Origin of the sequence: Tsukamurella sp. DT100, from assembly GCF_049844855.1 — a bacterium.
Classification (GTDB): domain Bacteria; phylum Actinomycetota; class Actinomycetes; order Mycobacteriales; family Mycobacteriaceae; genus Tsukamurella.
Genome location: NZ_JBNCLV010000006.1, coordinates 67,351 through 82,319 on the forward strand (window position 1 = coordinate 67,351; position 14,969 = coordinate 82,319).

The window sequence follows — 14,969 nt, forward strand, 5'->3', positions numbered from 1 at the left end:
TATTCCGCCTGTGTTCCGACCCGCCCACCCCGAAGCCGCGCTCCGTGGCGCCGCGGTGGGCGCGGTCTCCTTCGCGGCGAGCCTGACCGCGCACGCGTTCGCCATGCGCGGTGCCGGTTCCGCGATGTCGGGCCATTCGATGCCCGGCCACGACATGAGCGCCATGGCGGGACACGACATGTCGACGATGACCGGGCACGCCATGGCCGGGCACGCGATGCACTCGATGCCGGCCATGGACGCCCCCTCCGTTGCTACGGCACCGGCGATCCCGGCGACCTCGGTGCTGCTCCTCGCCGCCGTGTGCACGCTCCTCGGCGTGCTCGCCGCGCGGCCGCGCACGGCCGGGCCGCGGGCCGCCACCGCACTGCTGCTGCTCGGCCAGGGCGCCGGCCACCTCGCACTCGGCCTGACGATGGGCCACCTCGCGCTGAGCCCGACCATGGCCGCCGCGCACCTCGTGGCGGCGGTCGTGGCCGGCGCCGTGATCGCCGGAGCCGAGCACGCGCTGCGCGTCGCACTGGCGACGCTCACCCCGCTGACCCCGACCTGGCGGGCACGGTCGCGCACCGTCGTCACCCCGGTCTGGACCTTCCGCGCCGTCCCGCTCCCCGTGCTCGCGCGGCACGGGGCGCTGCGCGCGCCGCCCGCCTGACACCCCACGCCCCCTTCATCACCCGCCCGGATCGGCCTTCGCCGCCCGGGCTCCCCGCGCGTACGCGCACTACCTCGTGAGGTGTCCCCATGTCAGTGACCGATTCGGCGGCCGAGAACGCGCCGCCGACCGAACCGACTCCACCCGCCGCCCCGCCCGCCCGGGCGCGGCCCGGGTGGCGCGCCGCGATCCTGCGGCTGCACTTCTACGCGGGCCTGCTCGTCGGCCCGTTCCTGCTCATCGCGGCGATCAGCGGCGGCCTGTACGCCGCCGCGCCCACCGTCGAGAAGTTCGTCTACGCCGACCAGCTCGAGGCGCGGACGGACGGCCCCGCCCGGCCGCTGGCCGAGCAGGTCGCCGCGGCGCAGGCCTCCCGTCCCGGCCTGCCGGTCGCGGCGGTGCGGACCGGCGACGGCCCCGGGCTCACCACCCGCGTGCTGTTCGACGATCCGGCGCTCACGGCCGACGGCCGCCAGCTCGCCGTCTACGTCGACCCCGCGTCGGCGCAGGTCCAGGGCGCGCTGCCCGTCTACGGCTCCGTCGAGGCGCTGCCGATCCGGTTCTGGATCGACCGGCTGCACGTCGACCTGCACCTCGGCGACGTGGGTCGCTTCTACAGCGAGCTCGCGGCGTCGTGGCTGTGGGTCGTCGCGCTCGGCGGCTTCTACCTGTGGTGGCGGCACCGTCGGGGGAACCCGCGGCGGATGCTGGCCTACGACCGCAAGGCCAAGGGCCGGGGCGGCCGGATGAGCCGGCACGCCTCCATCGGCACCTGGCTGCTCCTCGGGCTGCTGTTCTTCTCCGCGACGGGCTTGACCTGGTCGAAGTACGCGGGCGAGAACATCGGCCAGTTGCGGACGGAGCTGGGCTGGACCAAGCCCGCCCTGTCCACGTCGCTGACGCCGGGCGGCGAGCACGGTGGCGGCGGTGAACACGCCGATCACCAGATGCCCGCCGCTGCCCCTGCGGTGGCGCCGGAGGTCGCGGAGCAGACCAGGGCCCGCAACATCGCGGTCCTGGACCGGGCCGTCACGGAGGCCGCCGCCCGCGGGGTCGACGGTGCCGTCCAGGTCTCCATCCCGACGGATCCGGCCGTCGCGATCACGGTGGCCCAGACCCGGCAGCCGTGGCGGATGGGGATCGACTCCGCCACCGTCGATCCGAACACGGGGCAGGTGATCACCGTGCTCGCCTTCGCGTCGTGGCCGCTGCTGGCGAAGGCGACGGAGCTGCTCATCAACACCCACATGGGCTGGCAGTTCGGTCTGCTCAACCAGATCGCATTGGTTGCGTTCGCAGCGCTTCTCGTCACCGTGATCGTGCGCGGCTACCTCATGTGGTGGCAGCGACGGCCGAAACGCGGCGGGCTCCCGAAGCCGCCGGCGCGGGGCGCGATCCGGAAGGTCGAACCGTCGCACGCGATTCCGGCGATTCTGGGCATCGCGTTCCTCGGGTGGTTCCTGCCGGTGTTCGGCGTTTCGCTGCTGGCGTTCGTGGTCCTCGATCTTGCGATAGGCGTGGCTAAGAGGGGTAGGGCTAACCTAAGAAACAGCCCCTGACCTGCAGAAAGGGTCGCCTTGCCTGCGTTGCGCGGTGGCTGGAACGGTTCTAGAGTTGCTCTCATGAAGCTCACGGATGCACTCGAAGAGAAGTTCAACGACCAGATCACCCTGGAGTTCGAGGCCTCGCTGGTGTACCGCCAGCTGGCCATCGAGATGGAGATCCGGGACCTCCCGGGCATCGCGGCATGGCTGCGCCACCAGGCCGACGAGGAGATCGTCCACGCCAACAAGTGGATCGATCACCTCTCGGACCGCGACAACCACCCGAAGATCGGCGCCTCGGCAGCCCCGAAGGTGGACGTGCAGACCGTCCTCGACGTCTTCAACGTCGCGCTCGAGCACGAGCGTCGCGTGTCGGACTCGATCCGCGACCTGTACCGGGCCGCGAACGAGGACATCGACTCCAAGAGCCTCATCCAGTGGTTCGTCAACGAGCAGGTCGAGGAGGAGGCCACGGTCAGTGAGATCGTCGGTCGCCTCAAGCTGATCGACGGTGACGGCCCCGGCCTCCTGCGCCTCGACGAGGAGCTGGGTTCGCGCCCGACGCGCACCACCGAGGCCTGATCAAGCCACCTATTGCAGCCCGGGAAACGGGGTCCTCCATCACGGAGGGCCCCGTTTTTCGTTCGCAACCCTTCCCTTCCTGTGGCCGGTCGTGCTAATTTCTGACCATGCGGCCAGAAAATGAATCGAGCGGCCAGAGGTCGTTCATCGAGGAGGCCCGCCGCCGGCAGATCATCGCGGCGGCGGTCGAGGTCCTCGCCGACGAGGGCTACGGCCGCGCCACCCTGGCCCGGATCGCGCGCCAGGCCGGCATCTCGAAGGGCGTGATCTCCTACCACTTCGACGGCAAGGACGACCTCATGCGACAGGTGGTCATCCACCTGTTCGTGGCCGGCGCGGAGTTCATGGGCCCCCGACTCGCCGAACAGCACACGGCGACCGACATTCTGCGCACCTACATCGCGACCAACCTCGAATACATCGAGTCGGAGCGCCGGTTCCTGGGCGCGATGGTCGAGGTGGTCCTGAACCTGCGCAACCCGGACGGCACACCCGTGTTCGGCCCGAGCGACGGCGAGAAGGAGATGCTCGCGCCGCTCGCCGAGATCCTGCAGGGCGGCCAGGAATCCGGCGAGTTCTCCTCCGACTTCGATCCGATGATCATGGCCCGCCTCATCCGCGACGCGATCGACGGTGCCGCGGGCCGCGCCGCACGCGATCCGGACCTCGACCTCGACACCCATGCGGAGCAGATGGTCCGCGTCTTCCTCGCCGCGGTGCAGCCCTCGCCGCACGAGCACTCTCCCCTCGCACCGTCGGAGGACACCGATGACTGAGACCACGCCCGCCCCCGCCGACCGCCTCGACACCGCGCCCGCGCCCGTCGCGTGGGTCGCCCTCGTGCCCATCCTGCTGCTGAGCGGGATCGCCGCCGCGTTCGGCGCGAGCAAGTACCACCTGTTCGGCGACGAGCTGTACTTCATCGCCGCCGGACACCACCTGTCGGTGAGCTACGCCGACCAGGGGCCGATCCTGCCCCTGCTGGCACTCCTCGGCGATGCGATGCCCGGCGACTCCCTGGTGCTGTTCCGACTGCCGTCGGTCCTCATCACGCTCGCGGGGATCCTGGTGTCGGCGTTGATCGCCCGCGAGCTCGGCGGCGGGCGGTTCGCGCAGGCACTGACGGCCGGCGCGTACGCCACGTCGACCTTCCTCCTGCTGCAGTCCTCGCTGCTGGCCACCAACGCGATCGACACCCCGCTGTGGGTGGCGATCACCTGGCTGCTGGTGCGCTGGGTGCGCACCCGGCAGGACTGGCTGCTGTTCGCGGCGGGCGTCGTGACCGCGATCGACATGCAGGTCAAATGGCTGATCCCCGTGTTCTGGGTGTGCGCGATCGTGGCCTCACTCATTTGGGGCCCGAAGGATCTCGTGCGCCGCCCCGCGTTGTGGGCGGGCGGCGTGTTCACCGTGCTCACGATGGTCCCCGCGCTGCTGTGGCAGGCGAACCGAAGCTGGCCGTACCTCCAGCTCACCGATCAGGTCGCCGAGGAGAGCCAGTACGCCGGCGGCCGCATCGGCTTCATCCCGATCATGCTGCTCACCGCGGGCGTGCTCGGAGCGCTGCTCCTGCTCTACGGCCTCTACGCCCTGATGCGCTCGGAAAGCCTGCGGCCCTATCGCTTCCTGGCGCCCGCGTTCGTCCTGCTGGTGATCGTCTTCATCATCACCGCGGGCCGACCGTACTACCCGGGCGGGATGCTGCCGGTGATCATCGCCGCCGGCGCCGTCGCCTTCGAAGCGTTGCCGAAGCCGAAACTGAAGCTGGCACTGACGGCGCCGCTGTCGCTCCTCGCGGTCGCGTCCATCGTCGTGAGCCTGCCCTTCACCCCCGAATCCGAGATCGCGGAGCCGAAGTCGCTGATGGAGGCGGGCATGCAGATCTCCGTCTACGGGCAGTTCGGCTGGCCCGAGCTGACCCTGGCGGTCGAGGAGTCGATCGCGGAGCTTCCGGAAGATGAACGGCCGCAGGCGATCGTCGCCAGTTCCTACTGGCAGGCGTCGGCTCTGCAGTACTACGGGCACAGCCTGCCTCCCGTCTACAGCCCGAACCGCGGCTTCGGATACTTCGGTGCGCCTGCGGATTCGGCGACGACGGTGCTCCGCGTCATCAGCTCGGAGGCCGAGCTGCAGGACGACATGTGCGACCGGGCGCGCACCCTGCGGCGGTTCGACCACCGGATCGGCATGCCGACCGCCTCCACCGGCGTGGACATCCGGCTCTGCCACCCGCGGGCGCCGTGGTCCGCGCTGTGGCCGGAGCTGCGCCGCATGTGAGACGCCGGACCGGGCCCTGGGCCCGGTCCGGTCTCGTCAGACGAGCTGGTCCAGCGCGATCTCGAAGGCTGTGGCCGCCACCAGCGTCGAGCCCGCGGAGCGCGCGCGGCAGCGCTCGATGGCGGTGCCGATCGTGCGCGAGACGTCGCCGAAGATCGCCTCGTCGGACACCTCGACCTCGCCCTCCATGAGCATCGCGAACGCGCGCGCCATGCCGCAGTTGGCGATGAAGTCGGGAATCACGGCGACCTGCCGGTCCGCGTGCTCGTACACCGGGCCGTAGAAGATCTCGGGGTCGGCGAAGGGGACATTGGCCCCCGAGGCGACCACCTCGAGGCCGGCGCCGATCATCGCGTCGACCTGGTCGCGCGTGACGAGGCGCGAGGCGGCGCAGGGCAGGAACACCTCGGCGCCGATGGACCAGATCCGTTCCGCGGCCTCGTCGAAGGGGAGGAGTTCGTCCGCGACCAGCTGATTGCCCCGCTTCGCCAGGAACAGGTCGGTCACCTCGTCGGCGCTGATCCCCTCGCGCCGGACGAGGCCGCCGTCGCGGTCCAGGATCCCGACGACGAGCGCCCCTGCCTGCGCGGCGTAGAAGGCCGCGGCCGCGCCGACGTTGCCCCAGCCCTGCACGATCACCCGCTTGCCCGCGAGCGAGCCGCCGTACACCCGGTAGAAGTGCCGCACCGATTCCGCGACGCCCCAGCCCGTGATGAGGTCGGAGACGCTGTACCGGCGCCCGTGGTCCGGCGTGAACCGCGGGTCCTCGACGATCTTCGCGACGCCCAGCCGGAGCTGGCCGACCCGCTGCACGCGATCGCGGCCGTCCGCGGCGAAGTGGCCGTTCACCACGCCCTCCTGCGGGTGCCACAGGCCGTGGCTCTCCGTGATCGGGACGACCTCGGACTTCTCGTCGACGTTGAGGTCGCCGCCGGTGCCGTAGTAGGCCCTGAGCAGCGGCGAGACCGCCTTGAACCAGCGCCGCAGCACCTCGTCCTTCCGCGGGTCCGTGGGGTCGAAGTCGATGCCCGACTTGGCGCCGCCGATCGCCGGCCCGGCGACGGTGAACTTGACCTCCATCGTCTTGGCGAGCGATTCGACCTCGCGGCGGTCGAGGCCCCGGCGCATGCGGGTACCGCCGCCGGCCGCGCCGCCGCGCAGGGAGTTGATCACGGCCCAGCCGCGGGCGGAGGTCTCGGAATCGTGCCATTCGAAGACCACCTCGGGCGCCTTCGCTTCGAACCGGGTGAGCAGCTGCTTCATGTCGCTCCTGTGGACTGCGGGATGCCGATGTGAACGGCATCACTGTGGAACCCACAGCGCCCCGCGGGCAACGATCCGCCGGGCGATCACACAGAGTGCGCACCGAATGCGCAGCTCCGCGATGTGGAGCTGTGCAATCTGATCAGCCGCGGTACCGCGGCGAGCGGGACACCGGCCGTGCGTCCAGCGTCCGCAGCAGCGGCATCGCCCGGAAGGGAACGATCTCGGACAGCACGACGATGCTGATCGACCGTGCGACCAGCGGGGAACGCCCGATCCGGAGCAGAGTCTCCTGCAGGCCCGCATGCGATTCGGCCGCCACCCGGCACAGCACGTCGCTCCCGCCGGTGGTCGCGAAGGCCTCGAGGACGTTCGGGATGGCGGCGAGCGCCTCGGCGACGGCGCTGAGCTCGCCCTGCGCCGTCTCGAGCTGGACGAAGCACTGCACGCCGAAGCCGGCGGCCGCGACGTCGAGGTGCGGCTGATAGCCCGCGATGACGCCCGCGCCCTCCAGCTTCTTCAGCCGCGCCTGGACCGTCGCGCGGGCGACCCCGACGCGGCGCGAGGTCTCGAGCACCCCGATCTGCGGGTCGCGGTGCAGCGAGTCGAGGAGCGCGAAGTCGACGTCGTCCAGTTTCACGGGTTCCAGCATGGCACGGTCTTCCTAGTCGATCTGCCTACCTCTTCCGCCGCGGAGGCGGCAATTCGGGGCAGTTTGGGCAGCCGGAGCTGTCGCTGTTGTCACCGGCTCCGCACGGGCCGATGGTAGTGATGCACGTTACATCCGGCCCGGAAGGTGAGACGACCATGACGACGAAGACCGCGCCCGAGCAGACCTCCCTCGAGCAGACCCTGACCGACGAGGAGAAGCTCGCCGGCCTCGGCGCCGAGCAGTTGCACCAGCTCGTCGGGCTCGTCTCCTACGACGCCACGCGGGACGCCTTCCCGGTCAACGGCTGGGACGCGATCGTCTTCGTCGTGGGCAACGCGACCCAGACCGCGCACTACTACCAGTCCGTCTGGGGCATGGAGCTGGTCGCCTACCGCGGCCCGGAGCAGGGCGCCCGCGACCACAAGTCGTTCGTGCTTCGGTCGGGGTCGATCCGGTTCGTCGTCCAGGGCGCCGTCAGCCCGGACAGCCCCCTCGTCGGGCATCACGCCCGGCACGGCGACGGCGTCGTCGACATCGCGCTCGAGGTGCCCGATGTGGACCGGTGCATCGCGCACGCCCGGGCCTCCGGCGCGACCGTGCTCGCGGAGCCCCACGACGTGACCGACGAGCACGGCACCGTGCGTATCGGCGCCATCGCGACGTACGGCGAGACCCGGCACACCCTGGTGCAACGCGTCGTCGACGGTGCCCGGTACGACGGGCCCTACCTCCCGGGCTACGTGCCCGCCACCAGCACCTTCCGAAAGCGCGACGGTGCGCCCAAGCGCATCTTCCAGGCCCTCGACCACATCGTCGGCAACGTCGAGCTCGGCCGGATGGACGAGTGGGTCGGCTTCTACAACCGCGTCATGGGCTTCACCAACATGGCGGAGTTCATCGGCGACGACATCGCCACCGACTACTCCGCCCTCATGTCCAAGGTCGTCGCGAACGGCAACCACCGCGTGAAGTTCCCGCTCAACGAGCCGGCGATCGCCGCGAAGCGCTCGCAGATCGACGAGTACCTCGAGTACTACGGCGGCCCCGGCGCGCAGCACCTCGCCGTCGCGACGAACGACATCCTCGCCGCCGTGGACGCGCTGCGCGCCGAGGGCGTGGAGTTCCTGAACACCCCCGACGCCTACTACGACGATCCGGAGCTGCGGGCGCGGATCGGTCAGGTCCGCGTCCCCGTCGAGGAGCTGCGCTCGCGGGGCATCCTGGTCGACCGCGACGAGGACGGCTACCTGCTGCAGATCTTCACCAAGCCGCTGGGCGACCGGCCCACCGTGTTCTTCGAGATCATCGAGCGCCACGGCTCGCTCGGCTTCGGCAAGGGGAACTTCAAGGCCCTGTTCGAGGCCATCGAGCGCGAGCAGGACCGGCGCGGCAACCTCTGACGAGACCGGATCCAGGAGGACTCCCATGGCCTACTACCGCAGCGTCGGGACGATCCCGCCCAAGCGCCACACCCAGTTCCGGCGCGACAGTGGGGAGCTCCACTACGAGGAGCTGGTCGGCGAGGAGGGCTTCTCGTCCGACTCGTCCCTGCTCTACCACCGCGGAATCCCGTCGGCGATCACCTCTGCCGAGCCGTGGGAGCCCGGCGACCTCAGCCTGACACCCAACGCGCCGCTGCTGCCGCGGCACCTGCGCCTGCACGACCTGTTCGACGGCGCAGCCTCAGCGGACCCGGTCACCGGGCGGCGCCTGGTGCTGGGCAACGCGGACGTGCGGATCTCCTACGTGGTCGCCTCGAATCCGTCGCCGCTGTACCGCAACGCGATCGGCGACGAGTGCGTGTACGTCGAGGAGGGTTCCGGCGTCGTCGAGACCGTGTTCGGCGCCCTCGAATTCCGCACCGGCGACTACGTCCTGATGCCCCGCGCGACCACCCACCGCTGGGTTCCCGCCGCGGGGACGACGTTGCGCGCCTACGTGATCGAGGCGTGCGGCGGGGGCGGCGGGCACATCGCCCCGCCGAAGCGGTACCTCTCGCGATACGGCCAGCTGCTGGAGCACGCACCGTACTGCGAGCGGGACCTGCACGGCCCTTCGGAGCCCCTGCTGCGCGAGGGTGTCGACGTGGAGCTTCTGGTCAAGCACCGCGGCGCCGCCGGCGCGACGGGAACGCGCTACGTGCTGCCGACGCACCCCTTCGACGTCGTCGGATGGGACGGCTGCCTGTACCCCTACACCTTCAACGTCGCGGACTTCGAGCCGATCACGGGCAGGGTGCACCAGCCGCCTCCCGTGCACCAGGTGTTCGAGGGGCCGGGCTTCGTTGTCTGCAACTTCGTCCCGCGCAAGGTCGACTACCACCCCCTGTCGATCCCGGTGCCGTACTACCACTCGAACGTGGATTCCGACGAGGTGATGTTCTACGTCGCGGGCGACTACGAGGCGCGCAAGGGCACCGGCATCGGCCCGGGCTCGATCTCGCTGCATCCCGGCGGCCACGCGCACGGCCCGCAGCCGGGCGCGATGGAGGGCAGCATCGGCATGGAGCGGTTCGACGAGCTCGCCGTCATGGTCGACACCTTCGCCCCGCTGCAGCTGGGCGAGGGCGCGCGGGCCGTGGACGACGGTGTGTACTACCGCAGTTGGTCACGATGAGCCCGCTCCAGGCGGCGCTCGTGGACGACGCGGGCCTGTTCCCGCCGACGGCGCTGCCGATGCGCGAGGCGCTCGTCCGACACCGACACGACCTCGCCGGCGGCGACCCGATGCTCACCCACCGGTTCCTCTGCCCCGTCGATCGGATCGACGAGCTGCGCACCGGGCTCGCCGACGACGATCGGATCGCGCTGGGCCTCATCGCCTCCGCAGGCATTTCCGATACAGCACTCGCGGCCGCTGCGGCGAGGGTCGACGCCGACCCGCGCCTGCGGCTCGCCCTCGTGGAGATCGCGTGCGAGCCCTCTGATCTGGACGCGGCGCTCCCGGCCGCGATGGCCCTGGGCACGCCGGTCTTCGTCGAGTCGCCCGACCGCGCGGACACCCCGCGCCTCGCCACAGTCCTCGCGGGACGCGGCGCGGGGCTGAAGATCCGGTGCGGCGGAGTCCGCGCCGCCCTGTTCCCCCACCCCGACGAGGTCGCAGCCGCGCTCGTCACGGCGGCCGCAGGCGACGTGCCGGTCAAGGCGACGGCCGGCCTGCATCACGCTGTCCGGCAACGTGATTCGGCGACCGGTTTCGCCCACCACGGATTCCTCAACCTGGTGCTGGCCGCCGCGCGCGCCGCGGCCGGCGGCGGGCCCGGAGCCGTGACCGCCGCTCTCGCGAGCACGGACGGCCCGGCGCTCGCGGCCGAGGCCCTGCGCCTCCCGCCCGACGGGGCCGCGCGGACCCGCCGGCTCCTGCGCGCCTACGGCTCGTGCAGCACCGCGACCCCGCCCGCCGAGGCCGCCGCGTTCGGCCTCGCCCCCGCATACCCGACCGAAGGACAGAGATCGTGACCACCACCTGGGCGCCCGTGCCCGCCGGCTCCGGGTTCGGCGTCGAGAACCTTCCCTACGGCGTCTTCCGTCCCGCAGGCGGCGCACCCCGCGTGGGCGTACGCATCGGCGACCACGTTCTCGATCTCGCCGCGGCGCTCGCCGATCCGGTCTTCGCGGCGCCGTCGTTGAACGGCTTCCTGGGCCGCGGCCGCGCCGACTGGCGCCGGGTGCGCGCCGAGATCGTCGCGCTGCTCACCGATCCCGCACGGGCGGCCGAGGGCACCGTCGCCCTGCACCCGCTCACGGAGGTGACGCTGCAGCTGCCCTTCGAGGTCGCCGACTACGTGGACTTCTACGCCAGCGAGCACCACGCCACCAACCTGGGCCGCTTGTTCCGCCCGGACTCCGCTGCGCTGCTGCCGAACTGGAAGCACCTCCCGGTCGGCTACCACGGGCGCGCGGGCACCGTCGTCGCCTCGGGAACGCCGATCGTGCGGCCCGCCGGACAGCGGAAGGCACCGTCGGACGAGGCCCCCGTCTTCGGCCCGTCCGTGCGCCTGGACATCGAGGCGGAGCTCGGCTTCGTCGTCGGCACGGGCAGCGACGCCGGGAAGCCCGTCGGCACCGGGGGTTTCGCCGAGCACGTCTTCGGCGTCTGCATCGTCAACGACTGGTCGGCCCGCGACATCCAGGCCTGGGAGTACGTGCCCCTCGGCCCCTTCCTCGGCAAGAGCTTCGCGACCTCGATCTCGCCGTGGATCGTGCCGCTGGAGGCTTTGGCGGCCGCGCGCATCGCGACGCCCCCGCAGTCGCCCGAGCCGCTCCCCCACCTCCGCGACGCCGAGGACTGGGGCCTGGACATCGATCTCGTGGTCGAGCTCAACGGCGAGATCGTCTCACGCCCGCCCTACGCGCCGATGTACTGGTCGCCCGCGCAGATGCTGGCGCACATGACGTCGAACGGCGCGCGGCTGCGCACCGGCGACCTGTTCGCCTCCGGCACCGTCTCCGGCCCCGAGCGCGACCAGCGCGGCTCGCTCATCGAGCTCACGTGGAACGGCGCCGAGCCGCTGCGCCTGGCCGACGGCTCCGAGCGCACCTTCCTGGCGGACGGCGACGTCGTCACCCTCCGCGCCACCGCGCCGGCACCGGGCGGCGGCCGCATCGACCTCGGCGAGGTGACGGGGCGGATCGCCCCGACGCCCGCCTGACCCGGGGGAACGACGAACGGCCCACGGATTCCTCCGTGGGCCGTTCGGTCCGTTCCGTCGAGAAGAGCTGCTAGACCAGCAGCTCCGCGATCTGCACCGTGTTCAGCGCGGCGCCCTTGCGCAGGTTGTCGCCGCTGATGAACAGCGCCAGGCCGCGGCCCTCGGGCACGCCCGGATCCTGGCGGATGCGGCCGACGAGCGAGTCATCGGCGCCCGCGGCGGCGAGTGGCGTCGGCACGTCGACCAGCCGGACCCCAGCAGCAGAACCGAGCAGCTCCTGCGCCCGCGCCACCGACAGCGGCTTCGCGAACTCGGCGTTGATCGACAGCGAGTGGCCGGTGAGCACCGGCACGCGCACGCACGTGCCGCTCACCAGCAGCTCGGGCAGGCCGAGGATCTTGCGCGACTCGTTGCGCAGCTTCTGATCCTCGTCCGTCTCACCCGAGCCGTCGTCCACGAGCGCGCCGGCGAGCGGCAGCACGTTGAAGGCGATCGGCGCGACGTACTTGTTCGGCGCGGGGAACTCCACGGCCGAGCCGTCGTGCACCAGCTTCTCGGCCTCGGGCTCCACGGCGCGGACCTGGGAGACGAGCTCCTCCACGCCGGCCAGGCCGGAGCCGGAGACGGCCTGGTACGACGAGACGATCAGCCGCTGCAGGCCCGCCTCGTCGTGCAGCACCTTGAGCACCGGCATCGCGGCCATCGTGGTGCAGTTGGGGTTGGCGATGATGCCCTTCTTCAGGTCGCGGACCTGCTCCGGGTTGACCTCCGAGACCACCAGCGGCACGTCCGGGTCCTTGCGGAAGGCGCTCGAGTTGTCGATCACCGTGACGCCGGCGGCGGCGAATCGCGGCGCCTGCACGCGCGACATCGTCGCGCCCGCGCTGAACAGCGCGATGTCGAGCCCCGTCGGATCAGCGGTCTCGGCGTCCTCGACGACGATCTCGCGGTCCCCGAAGGGCAGCTTCTTGCCCGCGGACCGCGAGGACGCGAAGAAGCGCACCTCGTCGGCCGGGAAGTTCCGGTCCAGCAGCAGCTGCCGCATGACGGCGCCCACCTGGCCGGTGGCGCCGACGACTCCTACGCGTACGCCCATGACTATCGCCCCGTCCCGCCGTAGACGACGGCGTCCTCGTCGGCACCCAGGCCGAAGGCCTCGTGCAGGGCCTTGACGGCCTCGTCGAGCTCGGTGTCGCGGATGAGAACCGAGATGCGGATCTCCGAGGTGGAGATCAGCTCGATGTTGATCCCGGCCGTGGACAGCGCCTCGCAGAAGGTGGCGGTGACGCCGGGGTGGCTCTTCATGCCGGCGCCGACGAGCGAGACCTTGCCGACGTGGTCGTCGTAGACCACCGAGTCGAAGCCGATCTCCTTGCGCAGGATCTCGAGCTTCTCGACGCCCAGCGGGCCGAGCTCGCGTGGCAGCGTGAAGGTGATGTCGGTGCGGCCCGTGTCCACCTTGGACACGTTCTGCAGCACCATGTCGATGTTGATCTCGGCATCGGCGATCGCGCGGAAGACGCGGGCGGCGTAGCCCGGCTTGTCCTCGAGGCCGACGACGGTGATCTTCGCCTCGCTGCGGTCGTGGGCGACGCCGGTGAGAATTGCCTCTTCCACGGGGATGTCCTCCATAGATCCGTTGACGATGGTGCCGGGCTTGGTCGAGTACGACGAGCGCACGTGGACCGGGACGTTGTAGCGGCGCGCGTACTCCACGCACCGGAGCATGAGCACCTTCGCGCCGCACGCCGCCATCTCGAGCATCTCCTCGAAGGAGACGGTCTTGAGGTGCTTGGCGTTGGGCACGATGCGCGGGTCGGCGGTGTAGATGCCGTCGACGTCGGTGTAGATCTCGCAGACGTCGGCGTTGAGCGCGGCGGCGAGGGCGACGGCGGTCGTGTCGGAGCCGCCGCGGCCGAGCGTGGTGACGTCCTTGGTGTCCTGCGAGACGCCCTGGAAGCCGGCGACGAGGACGATCTTGCCGTCGTCGATGGCGGCCTGGACGCGCCCGGGCGTGACGTCGATGATCTTCGCCGCGCCGTGCTTGCTGGTGGTGATCACGCCGGCCTGCGAGCCCGTGAAGGACTGCGCCTCGGCACCGAGCGAGTGGATGGCCATCGCGACGAGCGCGTTGGAGATGCGCTCGCCCGAGGTGAGCAGCATGTCCATCTCGCGGGCGGGCGGCGCGGGGCACACCTGGTTGGCGAGATCGAGCAGCTCATCGGTGGTGTCACCCATCGCGGAGACGACGACGACGACGTCGTTGCCCGCGCGCTTGGTCTCCACGATCCGTTCGGCCACGCGCCGGATGCGCTCGGCGGAGGAGACGGAGCTGCCTCCGTACTTCTGGACGACGAGTGCCACGTGGAACCTCTCCGTTGCGGGCTTCGATGTGCGCCTCGATCCTACCGACCTGGGTTCTTGGGCCCGGAGGGCACCGCTCCAAGCGGTGCGCAACCCACCGTTCAGCCGGATCGCGGATAATCGGTGGGAACGCGAACACAGGAGATCCCCATGAATCCCTACGGCGGCCAGAACCCCGGCCAGAACGCCGGCGGCGCCCCCGCCGGGCAGCCGGGCGGTCAGCCCGGCGCCCAGCCCGGACAGTGGCAGGGCGGCTACCCGCAGCCGGGCCGTCCGCAGGCCCCCCAGCAGGGCGGCTACTCCGTCCCCCAGGGCGGTCCCGCGGGCCCGCAGGGCACGCAGCGCTTCGGCCAGCCGGGGCAGCCCGGCCAGCCGCAGGGCGGTTTCCCCGCCGGCCCCCCGCCGTACGGGGGCGGCCCCGTCGGCGGCAACGGCGGGAACAACGGCGGCGGGGGCAACAAGGGTCTGATCATCGCGCTGGTCTCGATCGTCGCCGTGGTCCTCGTCGCCGGCGCGGTGGCCCTGGGGGTGAGCCTGCGCAGTGACGACACCTCGACGACGTCGCCCGTCACCTTCTCGGCGGGCGCCACCACGACGACGGCGGGCGCCCCGACGTCGGGCGCGGTCGTCCCGCCGAGCGAACCCGCCACCCAGTCCGACGGCTTCCTCACCACCGCCCCGAAGACCACCACCGGCACGTCCACAGGACAGACGGTGCGCCTCAAGCTGTCGGCGACCGGCACGGGCGCGGGCGCGGTGCTCGTCGTCGGCGTGCAGGGCAACACCATCCCGAAGGCGTCGACGCTGCCGTGGGAGTGGCAGGGCACCGCGACGATCGGCGACCGGATGTCGCTGCTCGTCACCGGCACCGGCCCGGTGACCTGCACCATCGTCGTCAACGAGCAGGAGTTCACCCAGTCCGGGACGAACACCGTCGACTGCACGATCACCCGGGTCGCCGCGCCGTGACGGCGGTCGGCG

The 14,969-nt window shown here is 71.3% G+C and carries 14 protein-coding genes; 10 read left to right on the forward strand and 4 right to left on the reverse strand.

From position 1 onward, the window contains the following. Nucleotides 1-10 precede the first annotated feature (10 nt). From ACLQ3K_RS15600 to ACLQ3K_RS15620, 5 genes are all read left to right on the forward strand, one after another. Nucleotides 11-655, forward strand: coding sequence for a hypothetical protein (locus ACLQ3K_RS15600; protein WP_426000565.1), 645 nt, complete (start codon nt 11-13; stop codon nt 653-655). Nucleotides 656-744: 89 nt separating this feature from the next. Beyond that, complete coding sequence (locus ACLQ3K_RS15605; RefSeq protein ID WP_426000567.1) at nt 745-2,214, forward strand: PepSY-associated TM helix domain-containing protein; 1,470 nt, start codon at nt 745-747, stop codon at nt 2,212-2,214. Between the two features lie 63 nt (nt 2,215-2,277). Then, nucleotides 2,278-2,781 (forward strand): ferritin, encoded by a 504-nt coding sequence (locus ACLQ3K_RS15610; protein ID WP_224648201.1) that lies wholly within the window; start codon nt 2,278-2,280, stop codon nt 2,779-2,781. Between the two features lie 107 nt (nt 2,782-2,888). Beyond that, entirely contained in the window at nt 2,889-3,557 is a 669-nt protein-coding gene (locus ACLQ3K_RS15615) for a TetR/AcrR family transcriptional regulator (protein ID WP_426000569.1), read from the forward strand. Next, nucleotides 3,550-5,058, forward strand: coding sequence for an ArnT family glycosyltransferase (locus ACLQ3K_RS15620; RefSeq protein WP_426000571.1), 1,509 nt, complete (start codon nt 3,550-3,552; stop codon nt 5,056-5,058). Before ACLQ3K_RS15615 ends, ACLQ3K_RS15620 begins: the two co-directional genes overlap by 8 nt. A gap of 36 nt (nt 5,059-5,094) precedes the next feature. Here ACLQ3K_RS15620 and ACLQ3K_RS15625 read toward each other — a convergent pair whose 3' ends face one another. Both ACLQ3K_RS15625 and ACLQ3K_RS15630 read right to left on the reverse strand, forming a co-directional pair. Next, the gene (locus ACLQ3K_RS15625; protein ID WP_426000573.1) at nt 5,095-6,321 is read right to left on the reverse strand and encodes a Glu/Leu/Phe/Val dehydrogenase dimerization domain-containing protein; all 1,227 of its coding nucleotides are present in this window, start codon (nt 6,319-6,321) and stop codon (nt 5,095-5,097) included. A 142-nt stretch (nt 6,322-6,463) separates the two neighbouring features. Continuing rightward, nucleotides 6,464-6,973 (reverse strand): Lrp/AsnC family transcriptional regulator, encoded by a 510-nt coding sequence (locus ACLQ3K_RS15630; RefSeq protein WP_224648194.1) that lies wholly within the window; start codon nt 6,971-6,973, stop codon nt 6,464-6,466. Between the two features lie 155 nt (nt 6,974-7,128). On the opposite strand from ACLQ3K_RS15630, the gene hppD reads away from it, so the two are divergent. From hppD to fahA, 4 genes are read left to right on the forward strand one after another with little or no spacing between them, the layout of a single operon-like run. Continuing rightward, nucleotides 7,129-8,373, forward strand: coding sequence for a 4-hydroxyphenylpyruvate dioxygenase (hppD, locus tag ACLQ3K_RS15635; protein ID WP_336670802.1), 1,245 nt, complete (start codon nt 7,129-7,131; stop codon nt 8,371-8,373). 25 nt (nt 8,374-8,398) lie between these two features. Next, nucleotides 8,399-9,589, forward strand: coding sequence for a homogentisate 1,2-dioxygenase (locus tag ACLQ3K_RS15640; protein WP_426000576.1), 1,191 nt, complete (start codon nt 8,399-8,401; stop codon nt 9,587-9,589). Beyond that, a complete protein-coding gene (locus ACLQ3K_RS15645) occupies nt 9,586-10,431 on the forward strand; it encodes a hypothetical protein (protein WP_426000578.1) in 846 nt (281 codons plus the stop codon). The genes ACLQ3K_RS15640 and ACLQ3K_RS15645 overlap by 4 nt, the downstream gene beginning before the upstream one ends. Then, the gene (gene fahA, locus ACLQ3K_RS15650; protein WP_426000580.1) at nt 10,428-11,624 is read left to right on the forward strand and encodes a fumarylacetoacetase; all 1,197 of its coding nucleotides are present in this window, start codon (nt 10,428-10,430) and stop codon (nt 11,622-11,624) included. The genes ACLQ3K_RS15645 and fahA overlap by 4 nt, the downstream gene beginning before the upstream one ends. A 70-nt stretch (nt 11,625-11,694) precedes the next feature. On the opposite strand, the gene ACLQ3K_RS15655 is transcribed toward fahA, so the two are convergent. Beyond that, nucleotides 11,695-12,720, reverse strand: a complete 1,026-nt coding sequence (locus tag ACLQ3K_RS15655) for an aspartate-semialdehyde dehydrogenase (protein ID WP_224648183.1) — start codon at nt 12,718-12,720, stop codon at nt 11,695-11,697. Between the two features lie 2 nt (nt 12,721-12,722). Next, complete coding sequence (locus ACLQ3K_RS15660; protein ID WP_336670799.1) at nt 12,723-13,988, reverse strand: aspartate kinase; 1,266 nt, start codon at nt 13,986-13,988, stop codon at nt 12,723-12,725. A 150-nt stretch (nt 13,989-14,138) separates the two neighbouring features. Here ACLQ3K_RS15660 and ACLQ3K_RS15665 point away from each other — a divergent pair, with 150 nt between their 5' ends. Further along, a complete protein-coding gene (locus ACLQ3K_RS15665) occupies nt 14,139-14,957 on the forward strand; it encodes a hypothetical protein (protein ID WP_426000583.1) in 819 nt (272 codons plus the stop codon). Nucleotides 14,958-14,969 lie beyond the last annotated feature (12 nt).

Coding starts and splice junctions, on each gene's coding strand:
- ACLQ3K_RS15615 (WP_426000569.1), top strand. CDS start 2,889: ATGCGGCCAGAAAATGAATCGAGCGGCCAGAGGTCGTTCATCGAGGAG.
- ACLQ3K_RS15610 (WP_224648201.1), top strand. CDS start 2,278: ATGAAGCTCACGGATGCACTCGAAGAGAAGTTCAACGACCAGATCACC.
- ACLQ3K_RS15665 (WP_426000583.1), top strand. CDS start 14,139: ATGAATCCCTACGGCGGCCAGAACCCCGGCCAGAACGCCGGCGGCGCC.
- ACLQ3K_RS15605 (WP_426000567.1), top strand. CDS start 745: ATGTCAGTGACCGATTCGGCGGCCGAGAACGCGCCGCCGACCGAACCG.
- ACLQ3K_RS15655 (WP_224648183.1), bottom strand. CDS start 12,720: ATGGGCGTACGCGTAGGAGTCGTCGGCGCCACCGGCCAGGTGGGCGCC.
- ACLQ3K_RS15645 (WP_426000578.1), top strand. CDS start 9,586: ATGAGCCCGCTCCAGGCGGCGCTCGTGGACGACGCGGGCCTGTTCCCG.
- ACLQ3K_RS15630 (WP_224648194.1), bottom strand. CDS start 6,973: ATGCTGGAACCCGTGAAACTGGACGACGTCGACTTCGCGCTCCTCGAC.
- ACLQ3K_RS15620 (WP_426000571.1), top strand. CDS start 3,550: ATGACTGAGACCACGCCCGCCCCCGCCGACCGCCTCGACACCGCGCCC.
- hppD (WP_336670802.1), top strand. CDS start 7,129: ATGACGACGAAGACCGCGCCCGAGCAGACCTCCCTCGAGCAGACCCTG.
- ACLQ3K_RS15625 (WP_426000573.1), bottom strand. CDS start 6,321: ATGAAGCAGCTGCTCACCCGGTTCGAAGCGAAGGCGCCCGAGGTGGTC.
- ACLQ3K_RS15640 (WP_426000576.1), top strand. CDS start 8,399: ATGGCCTACTACCGCAGCGTCGGGACGATCCCGCCCAAGCGCCACACC.